The sequence below is a fragment of the Photorhabdus sp. S10-54 genome, from assembly GCF_963878145.1.
Lineage (GTDB): Bacteria > Pseudomonadota > Gammaproteobacteria > Enterobacterales > Enterobacteriaceae > Photorhabdus > Photorhabdus kayaii.
Genome location: NZ_CAWNXG010000013.1, coordinates 38,418 through 54,149 on the forward strand (window position 1 = coordinate 38,418; position 15,732 = coordinate 54,149).

Below are 15,732 nucleotides of genomic sequence, written 5' to 3' on the forward strand. Positions count from 1 at the left end.
ACAAACGTGTATTCAATAAACGAACAACTTACCATAACAACAAGAATTACATTAAAATAATAAATTGACATAACACCTAACATTAGAAATAATGATGTTAATTTTTTTTAACATGACCAAAACAAATGATCAAAATAGCAACAGGACTTGCAGCGATCACAGTAATTTCTCTTTCTCACACTGCATTTGCATCTTCTCTTCCACAAGAAAGGGATATACTGGATAAAGAAAAACCAAAGAATATTTTAAAAATTGACGATTTTCTACCTGAAAAGAAAAAATGGACTCTCTCGACTGGAATCTCCATTTTAAATAAATCAGGTGATGGAAGTTCACCTTTATTTTATTTAAACGAGATATCCCCCGGCCACTATATTTTGAACAAAGGAACACAAACATACCAGAAAGAAACTAACGGTGTCTCTGCTCATTCATCACTAATATATGGTATTACTGATGAACTTGCAGTAGGAGCTACTGTCAATGGCCAATGGCCAATGGCAGAATAATCAATATACTTTTGATGATGGCAAGAAAGCCGTTAATGACAAATATCAATTTAATGGTGTTGGACTAGGAGGAAGCTATCAAACCTACTTATTCTCCGATTATACTGTTTTCTTTAGTGGAATAAATATAAAAGAAAGCAAAATAAAAAGCTATACATTAGGAACATCACTAAACTGGATTTATGATCCTTTAGTCCTTAACCTGTCTTTAGGATATTTAGATGGCATATCTAGAGAACGGTTTTCAAACAATTATACAGCTTATACTACAGGTGGTTCCGTCATCTTCGCTGTTAATCCTGAAGTAAATATTCGTTGGGGTTTTTCAAAAGACTTTATCTATACACAAAATAACCTTTTATCTCAAAAATCCTGGAGCAGTAATACATCTCTATTAATTGGAACAATAGTAAATCTGACTGATAGAGTTTCTACTGATATTAATATCAAAGGTGGTGTCGGTAATAATAAAATATCTACCGTTTCTGTTTCTTTATCTTACAAAATCTGAGGACTCTGACAATGTTAAGAATTTTTTGTACTTCATTACTCATTTTGTCAACATTAATAACTACATCCTATGCTGTAATTCCTGAAAATAATGATAAATCTATATCTATAAATGATGATCTAATGAAAGAACTTGGATATAGCTCATTCAATCAGCTCAACTCAGAAGAAATGTACGAAACAAAAGGCAAAGTTGGACCAGTAGTGGTTGGCGCTATCGGCGCTATTGGTGGAGCGAGCTTATCCGTAGGACTTGATAAATCTAACGGAGATCCTGTTAATTGGAGAAATGCAGCTACCGCAGCATCAGCCGGGTTTGTTACCGGATTTAGCGGTGGTATTATGGGTCCAAGCACACTTGGAGTAGCGACTAGCACTACACTAGGAGTCAGTGCTGGTGGAGCAACCAATGCTCTACTCAAAGGTATAAGTAAAGGGTCGGCAAGCTCAGGATGTGTCTCTTGTCATTCGAACATATAATGAACATTAATTTCATCGTATTTTTGTTACTGATTTCTGGTTATCTATATTTGGGTACGAGAGCTTTTCCCGGCCCCAAATGGAGTGTACGCCTCTTATCAACATTTATCATGTTATTTTCTGGATATATTAATGAATACAATACAGTAACACTTATTTTTCTAGTCATATTATTAGGTTATGCCATAATGATTTTTTTCCTAAAAAATCTTGGCATATTAAGTACCACTAGGAATCTGGATGTTCTCTATTTATTGGGACCTGCTATTTACTTAATGATTTTTATCATAAGATGGGCTGAATAATATGATAACACTTAAAATTCACCTAAGAACCACACTGATTTTCGTAATTTTGGTTCTTTTTGCAGGCCAATCTTCTGGGAGAGAGTTAAAAGTAAGTAACTATATAGACTTGAAGTTCAAAAATATAGTAAGACAAGAGTATGACTTTACCTGTGGGCTCGCCTCATTAATAAATATACTTGCAACAAATTATCAAATCAATATAGAGGAAGAGGATCTCATTAAAATAACAGGAATAAAACCAGAATATTCATTTATAGATCTACAGAATACACTCAAGAAATTTGACATTTTATCTATGGGAGTAAAGATATCATTAAAACAACTTGAAAAGGTAAATTCACCAACAATCCTTTATCTGAAAAGAAATGGAACCAATCATTTCGTTATATTTAATGGAATAGACTCTTCTCTCGTCCAAATTATTGATCCGGCTTGGGGAAATATTAATTATACTCGATCTCAATTTGAACGATATTGGCTCCAGGATAATCAATTAGGACGAGCATTAATACTAATGAAAAAAACAGTCATACATATTAATCATGATTATGTCTATAGAAAATCACTTTTCTAAATAGTTGATCTGAATAAAGTACAAACTATATACAATATAACATTTATACTATGGTTCAACACCCCAAAAAGAAAATATGAGTTCCTTAATGCTGGAAGCGAAAAATTTGAGTTATATCTGTGATGAACGCTCTCTGTTCGTTGGGTTGAACTTTACAGTAACCCCAGGTGACATAATTCAAGTTGAAGGGCCAAACGGTGCAGGCAAAACCAGCCTACTACGTATTTTGGCCGGATTGATACGTCCAGACACTGGTGAAGTGCGCTGGCAGGACAAAAACATTCTGAGTCATTATAAGCATTATTACCATAATTTGCTTTTTATCGGTTATCAACCAGGGATAAAAACCGTACTGACACCGTATGAAAACCTGAAGTTTTATCAATCGCTTAAGCAGCAGAAAGACAATCAAGCAATTTGGCAAGCGCTGGAACAAGTCAGTTTAATCGGTTATGAAAATTTGCCAGTAGCCCAGCTTTCTACCGGTCAACAACGCCGTGTTGCTTTAGCACGTCTGTGGCTAAGCCACTGCCCGTTGTGGATTCTTGATGAACCTTTAACCGCCATTGACAAAAAAGGTGCGACAAAATTGATAACGCTTTTCAAACAACATACACAACAGGGGGGAATGATATTACTGACTACCCATCAGTATATGGCAGAAATAACACCATCTGTGAAGAAAATCCACCTAGTAGGTCAAGAGGTGATCTAATGTTTATCACTATACTACGCCACGAATTGAAAATTGTTTTTCGCAAAAGATCAGAGATCGCCAATCCTCTATGGTTCTTCTTAATCGTTATCGCATTGTTCCCATTAGGTATTGGACCGGAACCACAGTTACTAACACGCATTGCACCAGGAAATATCTGGGTCGCCGCACTACTAGCATCGCTACTTTCGCTAGAGCGACTGTTTCGAGAAGACTTTCTCGACGGCTCTTTGGAACAATTATTCCTACTATCCGCACCACTACCGCTCATAGTGTTGGGTAAAGTATGCGCTCATTGGATGGTGACAGGTTTACCATTGTTGATCCTATCACCAATAGTAGCCCTACTACTGTCATTAAGCTTTAGCACCTGGACCGCCATAGCATTAACCCTACTACTAGGTACACCGATATTAAGCCTGATAGGGGCGATCTGTGTGGCTCTGACCGTTAAGACACGCAAAGGCGGCATATTGCTTAGCCTGTTGGCTCTACCGTTGTATATTCCAGTACTGATATTTTCCACCATAGCTATCGACGCCGCATCGATAGCTATACCTATCGATGGATACTTGGCGATTTTGGGCGCTATGCTGATAAGCAGCGTAACTCTGGCACCTTTCGCTACCGCTGCCGCTCTGCGTGTAAACATACACTAGGGGATTACTAATCTATCGAACCAGACTATACAGATGAGAGCTAATCCTGAAAACAACAAATAATTTCATTGATCTGAAGAACGATCAGAGTTTCAATTTTGCAGTGAGCAATGACAACTATGTGGAAATGGTTACATCAATTTGCCAAGCCAGAGAAGCTATACCAAATGTGTGGCTACTTTATTCCTTGGCTAGGGCTAGCCAGTATACTGTGCCTAGGACTGGGATGGATATGGGGTTTTGGCTTTGCGCCATCAGACTACCAACAAGGTGAAAGCTACCGCATTATGTATATCCACGTACCAGCCGCAATGTGGTCAATAGGAATTTATGCCTTGATGGCGATAGCAGCATTAATAGGTCTAGTATGGCAAATGAAAATGTCTAATACCATAGTCGCTGCAATGGCACCAGTGGGAGCTGTGTTCACTTTTATCGCTCTGATAACCGGATCTGCTTGGGGTAAACCAATGTGGGGTACCTGGTGGGTATGGGATGCACGCCTGACCTCAGAACTAATACTATTATTCCTCTATATTGGTACCATCGCGCTGTACAACACATTTGAAGATCATCGCCTAGCAGGACGCTCAATTAGCATTCTAGTGTTAATTGGAGTAGTAAATTTACCAATTATCCATTTTTCCGTTGAATGGTGGAATACCCTCCATCAAGGTTCAACCAATCTGCAACAAACCGTTGCTCCAAATATGCGCCTACCACTGCGTTGGACAATTCTCGGCTATCTACTGTTCTTCATCACCTTAACCCTAATGCGCTTGCGTAACCTGATCCTATTCCAAGAACGCCAACACCCATGGGTAGTTGCACTGGTCAATAAGGAAAATTAACCATGAATACAGCATTCAGTTCTTGGCAGTCATTCTTTGCCATGGGTAGCTACGCTTTCTATGTATGGCTAGCGGTAGCAGCTACGTTGATCTCAATGCTCGCTCTGGTAGTACATACACTGTGGCGACGTAAACAACTATTTGATGAAATCATTCGCCGACAAACACGCGAACTACGTATCCACCAGTCAAAACGGACCTCTCTACCAATGAAACGACATACCATCCAGCAACGGGAGAGAAACTATTGTGAATCCTCGTCGTAGAAACCGTCTTTACCTAGTAATAATAGCGTTGATCAGCATTGCACTGACCGTTTCACTGGTTCTGTATGCGCTACGTTCAAATATCGACCTATTCTATACCCCAAGCGAAGTCCTACTAGGCAAAGGAAAAAATCATAAGAAACCGGAAATCGGCCAGAGATTACGTATCGGAGGCACAGTAATGCCCGGCTCAGTAAAACGCGATCCACAAACCTTGAAAGTGAATTTCAAGATCTATGATGCGCAAGGCACTATCAATGTCATTTATGATGGAATCTTGCCCGATCTGTTTAGAGAAGAGCAGAGTGTGATAGCACAAGGCGTACTGGAAAAACGTAATGTCGTAAATGCGCACGAAATACTGGCGAAGCATGACGAAAAATATATGCCGCCTGAAATAACCGAGGCAATGACGGAAAACGATAAAGAGGCAACTTCAGCCTACATCACCCCACAGGAAAGGAACAGAAAGTCATGATGCCAGAGTTAGGAAATTTTCTGCTGTGCCTAGCATTAGCAATTTCCATGCTGCTGAGCGTTTATCCCCAATGGGGTGCAGTGCGCCAAGACGAACGCATGATGGCCGTTGCTCGCCCGCTTACCTACGGCCTATTCATCACCATTGTATTAGCATTTTTCTGCTTGGTGCATGCATTTGTGGTCAACGACTTCACTGTAACCTATGTGGTCAACAACTCCAACAGCCAACTACCAGTATATTACCGTATTGCTGCTACTTGGGGGGCACATGAAGGTTCTCTGTTACTGTGGGTACTACTACTAAGCAGCTGGACTCTGGCGGTAGCACTATGTAACCGCCAAATGCCACTGGACGCCGTGGCATACGTGTTATCAGTAATGGGAATAATCACAGCAGGCTTCCTGCTGTTCATCATTATGACTTCCAATCCATTCACTCGTACACTGCCAAATTTTCCTACCGATGGGCGAGATCTCAATCCTTTACTACAGGACATTGGACTAATTTTCCATCCTCCGCTGCTATATATGGGCTATGTCGGTTTCTCCGTGGCCTTTGCCTTCTCCATCGCCTCATTAATATCTGGACGGCTGGATACTATCTGGGCACGCTGGTCACGCCCCTGGACTATAGCCGCTTGGGTATTTTTGACCTTAGGGATAGTACTCGGCTCTGCTTGGGCCTACTACGAATTAGGCTGGGGTGGCTGGTGGTTCTGGGATCCGGTAGAAAATGCCTCTTTCATGCCATGGCTGGCCGGTACAGCACTGATCCACTCTCTGGCAGTGACAGAAAAACGTGGTACCTTCAAAGCTTGGACAATATTGTTAGCAATTACTACCTTCTCACTATGCCTACTTGGTACGTTTCTGGTACGTTCTGGTATGTTAGTATCAGTCCATTCATTCGCTTCCAACCCAGAACGCGGCATATTTATCTTGGCCTATCTGGTGATCATCATTGGTGGTTCTTTGTTGCTATATGCAGTGAAGGGTGACCAAATGCGTAGCCGCATACAGCACAAAGTATTCTCACGCGAGACATTCTTGTTGGGTAACAATGTGCTGCTGATCACCGCAATGATGGTAGTACTATTAGGTACACTACTACCGTTGATCCACAAACAATTCGGCTTTGGCAGTATTTCTATCGGAGAACCATTCTTCAATATTATGTTCACCTGGCTGATGGCACCGTTTGCACTACTATTAGGCGTTGGACCTCTGGTACGCTGGCGACGCGATAAACCATCCAATCTATGGAAGCGCTTATGCGTGGCAATAGTATTAACACTACTACTCTCTATCTTGCTACCCTGGCTATTGCAGGATCGAATAGTTGGGATGACTGTGGTCGGACTAATCATGGCACTATGGGTAATTGTACTGACGCTGGTAGAACTTCACGAACGCGCCACCCATCGACACAGCTTTTGGCGTGGTTTGACACAATTCTCTCGTAGCCATTGGGGAATGATATTCGGCCATCTCGGCTTAGCGGTAATGGTTATCGGAATCACCTTCAGCCAAAATTACAGTATCGAACGCAACGTACGCATGAAGATAGGCGATATAGTAAATATCCATGATTACCACTTCATCTTCCGTGACATACACGGCATCTACGGACCTAACTACATTAGTGGTGTGGGTATTATCGACGTTACACGCAACGGAAAACCAGAAGCGACGCTACATGCCGAGAAACGCTATTACAACATAGCCCGTAGCATAATGACTGAAGCGGCTATAGATGGCGGCTTTACCCGCGATCTGTATGCTGTGCTAGGTGAAGAATTAGAAGATGGCTCCTGGACAATACGCCTGCATTACAAACCGTTTGTACGCTGGATCTGGTTCGGTGGCATATTCATGGCAATAGGCGGGATACTGTGCATCTTCGATCCTCGCTATCATATGGGCAGAAAGCTAACGGGCAAAGGTAAAATGAAGGAGCCGACATGAGACATAGGCTATTATTTATCCCGCTAATCCTTTTTCTTCTCCTAGTGGCGGCGTTCATAGTGCAGCTGACACGTAACATCTACAACGGTGAAGAGCCTACCATGCTAGAGTCAGCTTTGATCGGCAAATCAATACCTATATTTAAGCTAGAATTGCTTAATCAACCAGAAAAAACCTGCAATCAAACAATATTGCACAACGGCAAACCAATACTACTCAATGTTTGGGCGACATGGTGCCCAACCTGCTGGGCTGAACACGAATATCTGAATACCCTAGCTGCGAAAGGAATACGTATAATTGGCCTAAACTATAAAGACGATCGTACTAAAGCTGTGGCTTGGCTCAATAATTTAGGAACCCCATACATCTTGAGTCTATACGATGGCGACGGCATGTTTGGCCTCGATCTTGGTGTATATGGTGCACCAGAAACGTTTCTAATTGACGGACAAGGCGTTATCCTCTATCGCCACGCCGGAGCCATGAATAAACGAGTTTGGGAGCAGAAAGTACTACCGCTATACAAGAAATATGGGGGTGACTCATGAAGCTAGTAACACTATTGTTGGCAGGGCTACTGAGCTACAGCACTTGGGCAACAATTGACACATATCAATTTAAGTCAGCAGAACAAGAACAACAATTCCACGAACTGACAAAACAACTGCGTTGTCCAAAATGTCAGAACAACAACATCGCAGACTCCAATTCAATTATTGCAGCAGACATGCGCACCAAAGTGTATGAGTTAATAATACAAGGGAAAAACAAACAACATATCATCGACTATATGGTGGAACGTTACGGTAATTTCGTAACCTATAAACCACCTATAACGCCTATAACACTGATCCTTTGGGTCAGCCCACTACTGTTTGTACTGATTGGTGGTGCTATAGTAATTGTACATTTCCGCCGTCATCAAGAAACAGACGATGGATTTACCAAACAGGAGCAACAACATTTAGTGATGTTACTAAAAGAGACTGACAGGAACAAACCCTAATGATTTTTTGGTTAATAATTATTATGCTACTAGCTAGTGCCTCAGCGCTACTGGTAGTACCTGCAATTCTCCAAGGCAAAGCAAACACCAATACCAACCGCGATACGCTTAACAAGATACTTTATCAGGAGCATCTGAGAGAGTTAGAGCAGAATGAAGCACAGGGTGTGGTAAATGATCGTTTGGCGCTGGTACAAGAGTTACAACGAAACCTTCTGAGTGACATACCTATACAACCAATAGTGCAAAAAAAGCCCATTAATCGCTGGGCGTTAGTGCCTGGTGTATTAGTTCTGATCATAGTAGCTGTCGGGTTCTACCTAAAAACTGGCAGCCTAATGCAAGTGCTTGACTGGCAGAATCAAGAAAAACAATGCGAGAGCTATCAACCAACAAACACACCAAGAGTTTGCTCACACCTACCATCAACTTGAACCAAATAATCAGGGAGTCACCTAGACTATATGCCGAAATCTTTATGCAATTACACCAAGATAAAGAGATAACAAACATCACTGATTTTGGCGCCTGTCGCTTCCTTAATGCTCCCATAATTAAAGATATCGCCAGCGCCCAAAAAACAACTGTTGCCACTCAGGCTGTCTGGCGTTTTCGACCCAGCTAGCCGCAAAGGTTTTGGATCAGTTCAGCGATGTGTAAATACCTATGCTACATTGGGCAAGGGTTTACAGCAGTTTTTGCTAAAGCCAGTTCTTCCGCTTAAAATAGAGATACGGTGCAAGGCCGGCCGCAATCATTAAACCAATTGCGCCCGGATAACCAAATGTCCAGTGTAACTCCGGCATAAATTCAAAGTTCATACCATAACTGGAAGCCACCAGCGTTGGCGGCAGGAATACCACAGAGACAACCGAGAAGATTTTGATAATTCGGCTCTGTTCAATATTGATAAAACCCATTGCCGCCTGCATCAAGAAATTAACTTTTTGAAACAAAGATTCATTATGTGGCAACAGTGATTCAATATCCCGCAAGATTTCACGGGCCTGCTCTAGTTGAGCTCCCGGCAAACGGGCCCGTCGCACCAAGAAGTTAAGCGCACGCTGTGTATCCATAAGACATAAGCGAACCTTCCAGCTAATATCTTCCTGTTCAGCAAGACTGGACAAGGCAATATCAAACTCATCACCCTGTTTCCCTTCCATAATGACCCGGCTCAGGGATTCCAGCACGCTGTAAATATTTTCGATGACATCAGCCAACTGTTCAATCTTGGTTTCAAACAGATCCATCAGCACTTCATAAGCATTACCGTCGACTAATGTCTGATTACGAGCACGCATACGATACAATCGGAACGCAGGGAGCTCCCGCTCTCGCAACGTATAGAGACGACCATCACGAATAGTAAATGCAACTGTTGCGTTGCCAGCATGGTCTTCCGCGTCTTCAAAGTAAAAAAATGAGTGGACGTGTATCCCGTCTTCATCTTCAAAAAAACGCGCCGACGCCTCAATGTCATCCAGTTCCGGTCGGGTTGCCAGAATTTGGCCTAATTCATTTTGAACTTGCAACCTGTCTTGTTCTTCCGGCTCAACCAAATCTACCCATAAGGAATCAGATAACTTTTCTCCCTCTTCAAATTCAAGACGGAGCAGGCGATTATTCTCTAACTTAAATGCGCTCAGCATGTATCATAAGTCTCCTTTACTCCCTACGTGATCGTAAGGCGCGAATGTTACGCTTAGAAGAAAAAGCCTGTCAACATTCAACCTGGATATTATTTTCAGACCATTTCAAGTCTGGCATAAGCAGCAACCAGCCACTTAATCCCTTCCCCTTGAAACGCGATTTGTAATCGGCTATTTTCACCACTCCCCTCCATATTGACAATGGTTCCTTCACCAAATTTAGGATGACGAACACGTTGCCCAAGAGCATAACCGCTATCATTGGAGCTAATTGGTGTACCTAACCGACTATGGCTAACTGGACGAGATACTGTCGCACGTAACCGAACTTCTTCAATACATTCTGACGGCAGTTCCCCAATAAAACGAGATGGCCGATGATAAACCTCTTTGCCATATAAACGACGACTTTCGGCATAAGTGATGGTCAGCTTTTCCATTGCACGTGTCAGCCCCACATAAGCCAAACGACGCTCCTCTTCCAAACGTCCACCTTCTTCAATCGACATCTGGCTTGGGAACATGCCTTCTTCCATGCCAACAATAAATACCTGTGGGAATTCCAGTCCTTTAGCCGAATGTAATGTCATCAGTTGCACCGAATCTTGATAGGCATCGGCCTGCCCTTCTCCCGATTCCAGCGCAGCATGGGAGAGAAACGCCTGCAATGGCGTAAAATCTTCATCCTCTTCCTGATAGCTAAACTGGCGAGTCGCCGTGACAAGCTCTTCAAGGTTTTCAATACGCGCCTGCGCTTTCTCACCTTTTTCCTGCTGATACATTGCCCGCAGGCCAGAATCACGGATAACCCTGTCAGTCTGAACATGCAATGGCATATCTTCAGTTTCTGTCGATAATGCGTCAATCAGTTCAATAAAACGCTGTAAGGAAGCAGCGGCACGCCCAGCCAGCACTTTCTCTTGAAGCAATATCTGACAACAGTCCCACAACGTTTGCTGCCGTTCACGAGCCGCTTGGCGCACAATATCTAAAGTTCTGTCACCAATACCACGGGTAGGCGTATTCACCACACGTTCAAACGCCGCGTCATCATGACGATTGGCAATCAAACGCAGGTAAGCCAGTGCATCTTTAATTTCCTGACGTTCAAAGAATCGTTGACCACCATAAATACGGTATGGCATTGATGCCTGTAACAGCGCCTCTTCCAGTACACGGGACTGAGCGTTGCTGCGGTAAAGTATGGCACAGTTTTTCAGGGCACCACCATTTTCAAGCCAGTTTTTTATCCGGCCGACCACATAACGGGCTTCATCCAGTTCATTAAATGCACAATAAAGGGAGATGGGCTCACCCTCTATACCATCAGTCCACAGATTTTTACCCAGACGATCACTGTTATTAGCAATCAGTGTATTGGCAACTTTCAGAATATTACTGGTGGAACGGTAATTCTGCTCCAAACGGATAGTTTCAGCGCCGGGAAAATCTTTCAGGAAACGCTGAATATTCTCAACTTGAGCCCCACGCCAACCATAAATAGATTGATCATCATCCCCGACAATCATCACTTTGCCTGTTTCCCCTGCCAACAGATGAATCCAAGCATATTGAATACTGTTAGTGTCCTGAAACTCATCCACCAGAATATTAGTAAAGCGGCCACGGTAATGTTGCAGGATCTGAGGTTTATTCAACCACAACTCATGAGCTCGCAGTAAAAGCTCGGCAAAATCCACCAACCCGGCTCGATCACAAGCCTCCTGGTAAGCCTGATAAATTTTCTGCCATGTCGCCTCAACAGGATTGCCATAACTTTCAATATGCTGGGGCCGCAATCCTTCATCTTTTTTACCATTGATGTACCACATGCCTTGACGAACTGGCCATTGTTTATCATCCAAATTCATTGCTTTGATAATGCGTTTAAGCAGGCGATTTTGATCTTCACTGTCAAGAATCTGAAAATCCTGTGGCAAATTAGCATCCAGATGATGGGCTCGTAACAAACGATGAGCCAAACCGTGGAATGTACCAATCCACATCCCTCCCTGACTGGTACCGATCAAGTTTTCAATCCGATGGCGCATCTCCGCCGCCGCCTTGTTGGTGAAAGTCACCGCCATAATGGAAAATGGCGAAGCCTTCTCCACTGACAACAACCAAGCAATTCGGTGTACCAAAACCCGGGTTTTACCACTCCCTGCGCCAGCTAATACCAACATATTGGTTCGCGGAGCAGCTACAGCTTCCCGTTGTTTGTCATTCAGACTTTCGAGCAGATAGGAGACGTCCATAGTTACCATCAATTGATTAGACAGCGCCCAGAGGCTGCTGTGTTTTTATACAGAATAATTTCTTGATTATATCAATGCTGTCAAAGAAGCCAAATCGTAAATCTCAATGTGAGGCAGTAGGCAGCTTTCCATCGTCTGCAATAATTTTTTATTCTTAGTATTCATCCAGCAAGCTTGCATACCACTACGCAGTGCCCCTGCCACATCAGTATTCAAGTCATCACCGACATGTAAGATTTGCCCAAGCGCTAAACCCAGACGATCCGCAGCCAAACAGTACATATCGCTGCAAGGTTTTGAACGCCCATCAGGGCCAGCTTTCAGCACAAATTTAAAATAAGGGGCAAGACCACAAGCAGCGGGTTCTGCATTGCCATTAGTAATGGCTACTAGTGGCATCTGTTCAGCAAGTGCCGCCAGGGTCTTATGTGTTGATTCAGGAATATCAATCCGATTACGCCAGAGGGTGAAATGCGCCATGACATCATCTGCCCCCCGATCAGCATCTTCACGGCTAAAACCGTAATGGCAAAACATCAACTTTGAAGAGTGCCAGCGCCATAAAGTCATGTCATGACAAATTTCAGGATACTGCTCAAGTGTCAATTCACGGAAAGCACATAGATCCTGATGATTAAGATGACTGAACCTAGGATCATACCGCCGTACAAAATTCAGTACTTCCTCTTCCGTTTTATCCATAACTGGATGATTATCATACAGCGTATCATCCAGATCAAATGTCATCGCTAACACTGGCGCAAGAGGCCGGTAAAAACGCATTACTATTTCCCCCGTTTGGCTCTGGGATGGGCTACATCATACACTTTTGTCAAATGCTGGAAATCCAAATGAGTATAGATTTGTGTGGAAGATAGGCTGGCATGACCAAGTAATTCCTGAACTGCGCGCAAATCACCACTAGATTCCAGAATATGAGTGGCAAAAGAGTGGCGCAATTTATGAGGATGAATATGGCTACTCATTCCCTGGCGTATTCCCCACTGAGCAAACCGTTTTTGTACATTACGAGTTGATATCCGCCGCCCACTCTTTGAGACAAAAACGGCATTATCCTCCGGCTCGAATAGTTCCCGCATTGCCAACCAACGATTAAGCCATTCAACCGCGGTATGTCCCAAAGGCACCTTCCGCTCTTTACTGCCTTTACCTGAAACCCATACTTCTCCACTTTCAAGCTCCAGATGCTGGCAATCAAGGCTCACCAACTCCGACAAACGTAATCCAGCACCATACATCACTTCCAACATCGTCCGGTCACGCACCGATAATGGATCATTAAAATTGATATTCAGCAGCTGGTTCACTTCATCCACATCGATATTTTTCGGCAAGTGACGCTTGGTTCCCGGCGTGCTGACGGTTTTACTCGGGTTAACGGAAATTTCCCCTTGAGTCACCTGCCAATCAAGGAAACTGCGCAAGGAAGATAAACGCAACGCCAAGCTCGCTGACTGTAAGCCAGCCCGACGACTACGTGTTACCAACATTCTCACTTTCGCTGGATCAAGATCTTTCCATTGGCTGACACCCATTTCTAAAACCATCTCAGCCAATGTGGCAAGCTGGCGACGATAATTGGTGATAGTCACTGGACTTAACCGACGCTCTACCCTGAGATACCGCAAAAATGCCTCAATCGGCTCCAGTAACCGGTCAATTTCCTGCATCATATTCGTTTAATCCAACGAGACAATATATCCGGCAATAAATTAGCCAGATGCTCAAGCATGTCAGTTCCCATACCGGCTTGATAATGTTGATGATTTCGACTATTAAATATCACCATCCCCAATTCGCCCCTCGTTCCCAGTAGAGAGACGGCAACCGAACCGACATGCCGAACTTGCGGCAACAACAATAGAATTTCCGGCCCATTTAGCATACCGAGATAGTGGTTTTTATTACCAAAACGCTGAATACGGATTGGTTCAAAAGCATTGCGAGCAAGCGCTAAATCAGGCGCATTAAGTGGTGCACCAATATGCCATTTATCATTGAAAAGACGAATACTGGCACTATTTAGTCCCATATTCTTAGCCCATGAACTTAACCGACCAAGCATATCTTGTAAACTCTCTGCCGCAACTAAATTAACAAGTAATTTAAGCAACTGCTCAAACAGTTGTTCATTCTCTCTGGCCTGCTCCATGAGCAGAGTTATATCTTCTTCCAGATAAGCAATTCGCGTTCTCTGACGGCTCATATACCATTCAACCAAAGAAATCGTTTCTCTTACCGGGTGAGGAATCCGCATTTGTTCAACGACACATGCATTACGGATAAAGAAATTGGGGTTTTCCAACAAATAATCCACAACAGTCTGATCATCAAGTATGCCATTGATGCTTAACTGCTCTTCTTTTTTCTCCATCTCTGATGCTCCGCAGCTCAAAACAGACTCGATTACAGGTGAATTGTACCATCATAAACATGCATCGCCGGCCCCGTCATATAGAGCGGTTTTCCCGGCCCATCCCAACAGATAAACAGTGAACCTCCCGGCAAATCTACCCGAACATGATTGTCGAGCAGTTGCTGCTGAATGCCTATTGCCACCGCAGCGCAAGCACCACTGCCACAAGCTTGGGTTTCCCCAACGCCACGTTCATAAACCCGTAAGCGGATATGACCACGGTTTAAAATTTGCATGAAACCAATATTCGCCCGTTCAGGAAATCTTTCGTGGCTTTCCAAAGCTGGCCCTAAAATATCTACTTCGGCCGTTTCCACATCTGACACTTGAATCACACAATGAGGATTCCCCATAGAGACAACCCCACAAAGAACGGTTCTCTCTACTACCCGTAAAATATAGGTTTTTTCCGCCCTTAACGCACGAAATGGTACATGATGCGGCTCAAATTCAGGTTCCCCCATATTAACGCAAACCTGATCATCATTGGTGATGCTCAGCATCATCCGCCCCGATTGCGTGCTGACTTTAATATCACGCTTATTAATTAATCCTTTAAGACGGACAAAACGGGCAAAACAACGCGCTCCATTGCCACACTGCGCAACTTCACTGCCGTCAGCATTAAAAATACGATAGTGAAAATCCATATCCGGATCATAAGGTGCTTCAACAATTAATAATTGATCGAAGCCCACACCAGTATGTCTATCTGCCAAACGGCAGATCAATTCTGGTGAGAAATAAACATTTTGGGTCACAGCATCAACGACCATAAAGTCATTACCTAGACCATGCATTTTGGAGAACTGCATATAATGCTCCACCGTAAACCGTAGCTACTGACTATCGGCTTATCTCGCTTATTTCTGAGAGGTGCTATCCACTTTCTGCCCTTGCTGCCCAGTATTTGGGGAAATCTGAGACGCAGTTGTCGCCTTCTCTGTCGATGGTTGTTCTGGAGGAAAATAGAGAGGACCTTTCAGTCCACAGCCGGAAAGTACAAATAAGGTTATGATAGCCAGAAATCCGCGTAATTTTTTCTTCATTGCATTAATG

The 15,732-nt window shown here is 43.3% G+C and carries 21 protein-coding genes; 14 read left to right on the forward strand and 7 right to left on the reverse strand.

Going from position 1 to position 15,732, the window contains the following annotated elements; translation table 11 throughout:
* The first annotated feature begins 125 nt into the window (after positions 1-125).
* The 14 genes from AACQ83_RS09575 to AACQ83_RS09640 all read left to right on the forward strand — a co-directional run bounded on the left by AACQ83_RS09575 (position 126) and on the right by AACQ83_RS09640 (position 8,951).
* Complete coding sequence (locus tag AACQ83_RS09575; RefSeq protein WP_112877270.1) at positions 126-509, forward strand: hypothetical protein; 384 nt, start codon at positions 126-128, stop codon at positions 507-509.
* Positions 484-1,020, forward strand: a complete 537-nt coding sequence (locus AACQ83_RS09580; RefSeq protein ID WP_112877271.1) for a hypothetical protein — start codon at positions 484-486, stop codon at positions 1,018-1,020. The genes AACQ83_RS09575 and AACQ83_RS09580 overlap by 26 nt, the downstream gene beginning before the upstream one ends.
* An 11-nt stretch (positions 1,021-1,031) precedes the next feature.
* A complete protein-coding gene (locus AACQ83_RS09585) occupies positions 1,032-1,499 on the forward strand; it encodes a hypothetical protein (protein WP_112877272.1) in 468 nt (155 codons plus the stop codon).
* A gap of 306 nt (positions 1,500-1,805) precedes the next feature.
* The gene (locus tag AACQ83_RS09590; protein WP_112877274.1) at positions 1,806-2,381 is read left to right on the forward strand and encodes a C39 family peptidase; all 576 of its coding nucleotides are present in this window, start codon (positions 1,806-1,808) and stop codon (positions 2,379-2,381) included.
* A gap of 88 nt (positions 2,382-2,469) precedes the next feature.
* Entirely contained in the window at positions 2,470-3,096 is a 627-nt protein-coding gene (gene ccmA / locus AACQ83_RS09595; RefSeq protein WP_112877275.1) for a cytochrome c biogenesis heme-transporting ATPase CcmA, read from the forward strand.
* A complete protein-coding gene (gene ccmB, locus AACQ83_RS09600; RefSeq protein ID WP_112877276.1) occupies positions 3,096-3,755 on the forward strand; it encodes a heme exporter protein CcmB in 660 nt (219 codons plus the stop codon). Before ccmA ends, ccmB begins: the two co-directional genes overlap by 1 nt.
* Positions 3,756-3,874: 119 nt before the next feature.
* Positions 3,875-4,606 (forward strand): heme ABC transporter permease, encoded by a 732-nt coding sequence (locus AACQ83_RS09605; RefSeq protein ID WP_112877277.1) that lies wholly within the window; start codon positions 3,875-3,877, stop codon positions 4,604-4,606.
* A 2-nt stretch (positions 4,607-4,608) separates the two neighbouring features.
* On the forward strand, positions 4,609-4,872 hold the full coding sequence (gene ccmD, locus AACQ83_RS09610) for a heme exporter protein CcmD (protein ID WP_112877278.1): 264 nt from the start codon (positions 4,609-4,611) through the stop codon (positions 4,870-4,872).
* A complete protein-coding gene (ccmE, locus tag AACQ83_RS09615) occupies positions 4,856-5,350 on the forward strand; it encodes a cytochrome c maturation protein CcmE (RefSeq protein ID WP_112877279.1) in 495 nt (164 codons plus the stop codon). The genes ccmD and ccmE overlap by 17 nt, the downstream gene beginning before the upstream one ends.
* Positions 5,347-7,317 (forward strand): heme lyase CcmF/NrfE family subunit, encoded by a 1,971-nt coding sequence (locus AACQ83_RS09620; RefSeq protein WP_112877280.1) that lies wholly within the window; start codon positions 5,347-5,349, stop codon positions 7,315-7,317. The genes ccmE and AACQ83_RS09620 overlap by 4 nt, the downstream gene beginning before the upstream one ends.
* Positions 7,314-7,868 carry a DsbE family thiol:disulfide interchange protein gene (locus tag AACQ83_RS09625; protein WP_112877281.1) on the forward strand — a complete coding sequence of 185 codons (555 nt, stop codon included), beginning with the start codon at positions 7,314-7,316 and terminating at the stop codon, positions 7,866-7,868. Before AACQ83_RS09620 ends, AACQ83_RS09625 begins: the two co-directional genes overlap by 4 nt.
* Positions 7,865-8,326 (forward strand): cytochrome c-type biogenesis protein, encoded by a 462-nt coding sequence (locus tag AACQ83_RS09630; RefSeq protein WP_112877282.1) that lies wholly within the window; start codon positions 7,865-7,867, stop codon positions 8,324-8,326. The genes AACQ83_RS09625 and AACQ83_RS09630 overlap by 4 nt, the downstream gene beginning before the upstream one ends.
* A complete protein-coding gene (gene ccmI, locus AACQ83_RS09635) occupies positions 8,326-8,760 on the forward strand; it encodes a c-type cytochrome biogenesis protein CcmI (protein ID WP_112877283.1) in 435 nt (144 codons plus the stop codon). Before AACQ83_RS09630 ends, ccmI begins: the two co-directional genes overlap by 1 nt.
* 44 nt (positions 8,761-8,804) lie before the next feature.
* Positions 8,805-8,951 (forward strand): hypothetical protein, encoded by a 147-nt coding sequence (locus AACQ83_RS09640; RefSeq protein ID WP_157975275.1) that lies wholly within the window; start codon positions 8,805-8,807, stop codon positions 8,949-8,951.
* Between the two features lie 76 nt (positions 8,952-9,027).
* Here the strand turns inward: AACQ83_RS09640 and corA are convergent, their stop codons facing one another.
* From corA to lptM, 7 genes are all read right to left on the reverse strand, one after another.
* Positions 9,028-9,978: a magnesium/cobalt transporter CorA gene (gene corA, locus AACQ83_RS09645; RefSeq protein ID WP_112877284.1), complete on the reverse strand. Its 951-nt coding sequence runs from the start codon at positions 9,976-9,978 to the stop codon at positions 9,028-9,030.
* A gap of 95 nt (positions 9,979-10,073) precedes the next feature.
* Positions 10,074-12,236 carry a DNA helicase II gene (uvrD, locus tag AACQ83_RS09650; protein WP_445260527.1) on the reverse strand — a complete coding sequence of 721 codons (2,163 nt, stop codon included), beginning with the start codon at positions 12,234-12,236 and terminating at the stop codon, positions 10,074-10,076.
* 66 nt (positions 12,237-12,302) lie between these two features.
* The gene (gene yigB / locus AACQ83_RS09655) at positions 12,303-13,019 is read right to left on the reverse strand and encodes a 5-amino-6-(5-phospho-D-ribitylamino)uracil phosphatase YigB (RefSeq protein WP_112877286.1); all 717 of its coding nucleotides are present in this window, start codon (positions 13,017-13,019) and stop codon (positions 12,303-12,305) included.
* A 2-nt stretch (positions 13,020-13,021) separates the two neighbouring features.
* Positions 13,022-13,930, reverse strand: coding sequence for a tyrosine recombinase XerC (gene xerC, locus AACQ83_RS09660; protein WP_112877287.1), 909 nt, complete (start codon positions 13,928-13,930; stop codon positions 13,022-13,024).
* A complete protein-coding gene (locus AACQ83_RS09665) occupies positions 13,927-14,631 on the reverse strand; it encodes a DUF484 domain-containing protein (protein ID WP_112877288.1) in 705 nt (234 codons plus the stop codon). Before AACQ83_RS09665 ends, xerC begins: the two co-directional genes overlap by 4 nt.
* 32 nt (positions 14,632-14,663) lie before the next feature.
* Positions 14,664-15,488 carry a diaminopimelate epimerase gene (gene dapF, locus AACQ83_RS09670; RefSeq protein ID WP_112877289.1) on the reverse strand — a complete coding sequence of 275 codons (825 nt, stop codon included), beginning with the start codon at positions 15,486-15,488 and terminating at the stop codon, positions 14,664-14,666.
* Between the two features lie 48 nt (positions 15,489-15,536).
* The gene (gene lptM / locus AACQ83_RS09675) at positions 15,537-15,722 is read right to left on the reverse strand and encodes an LPS translocon maturation chaperone LptM (protein WP_112877290.1); all 186 of its coding nucleotides are present in this window, start codon (positions 15,720-15,722) and stop codon (positions 15,537-15,539) included.
* Between the last annotated feature and the right edge of the window lie 10 nt (positions 15,723-15,732).

Bases quoted from the DNA above. Each gene is read 5' to 3' on its own strand.
- dapF (WP_112877289.1), bottom strand. From the start codon at position 15,488: ATGCAGTTCTCCAAAATGCATGGTCTAGGTAATGACTTTATGGTCGTT.
- AACQ83_RS09580 (WP_112877271.1), top strand. From the start codon at position 484: ATGGCCAATGGCCAATGGCAGAATAATCAATATACTTTTGATGATGGC.
- ccmB (WP_112877276.1), top strand. From the start codon at position 3,096: ATGTTTATCACTATACTACGCCACGAATTGAAAATTGTTTTTCGCAAA.
- corA (WP_112877284.1), bottom strand. From the start codon at position 9,978: ATGCTGAGCGCATTTAAGTTAGAGAATAATCGCCTGCTCCGTCTTGAA.
- ccmD (WP_112877278.1), top strand. From the start codon at position 4,609: ATGAATACAGCATTCAGTTCTTGGCAGTCATTCTTTGCCATGGGTAGC.
- AACQ83_RS09640 (WP_157975275.1), top strand. From the start codon at position 8,805: ATGCAATTACACCAAGATAAAGAGATAACAAACATCACTGATTTTGGC.
- AACQ83_RS09665 (WP_112877288.1), bottom strand. From the start codon at position 14,631: ATGGAGAAAAAAGAAGAGCAGTTAAGCATCAATGGCATACTTGATGAT.
- uvrD (WP_445260527.1), bottom strand. From the start codon at position 12,236: ATGGACGTCTCCTATCTGCTCGAAAGTCTGAATGACAAACAACGGGAA.
- xerC (WP_112877287.1), bottom strand. From the start codon at position 13,930: ATGATGCAGGAAATTGACCGGTTACTGGAGCCGATTGAGGCATTTTTG.
- lptM (WP_112877290.1), bottom strand. From the start codon at position 15,722: ATGAAGAAAAAATTACGCGGATTTCTGGCTATCATAACCTTATTTGTA.
- AACQ83_RS09625 (WP_112877281.1), top strand. From the start codon at position 7,314: ATGAGACATAGGCTATTATTTATCCCGCTAATCCTTTTTCTTCTCCTA.
- AACQ83_RS09575 (WP_112877270.1), top strand. From the start codon at position 126: ATGATCAAAATAGCAACAGGACTTGCAGCGATCACAGTAATTTCTCTT.
- ccmA (WP_112877275.1), top strand. From the start codon at position 2,470: ATGCTGGAAGCGAAAAATTTGAGTTATATCTGTGATGAACGCTCTCTG.
- AACQ83_RS09630 (WP_112877282.1), top strand. From the start codon at position 7,865: ATGAAGCTAGTAACACTATTGTTGGCAGGGCTACTGAGCTACAGCACT.
- AACQ83_RS09585 (WP_112877272.1), top strand. From the start codon at position 1,032: ATGTTAAGAATTTTTTGTACTTCATTACTCATTTTGTCAACATTAATA.
- yigB (WP_112877286.1), bottom strand. From the start codon at position 13,019: ATGCGTTTTTACCGGCCTCTTGCGCCAGTGTTAGCGATGACATTTGAT.
- AACQ83_RS09590 (WP_112877274.1), top strand. From the start codon at position 1,806: ATGATAACACTTAAAATTCACCTAAGAACCACACTGATTTTCGTAATT.
- AACQ83_RS09605 (WP_112877277.1), top strand. From the start codon at position 3,875: ATGTGGAAATGGTTACATCAATTTGCCAAGCCAGAGAAGCTATACCAA.
- AACQ83_RS09620 (WP_112877280.1), top strand. From the start codon at position 5,347: ATGATGCCAGAGTTAGGAAATTTTCTGCTGTGCCTAGCATTAGCAATT.
- ccmI (WP_112877283.1), top strand. From the start codon at position 8,326: ATGATTTTTTGGTTAATAATTATTATGCTACTAGCTAGTGCCTCAGCG.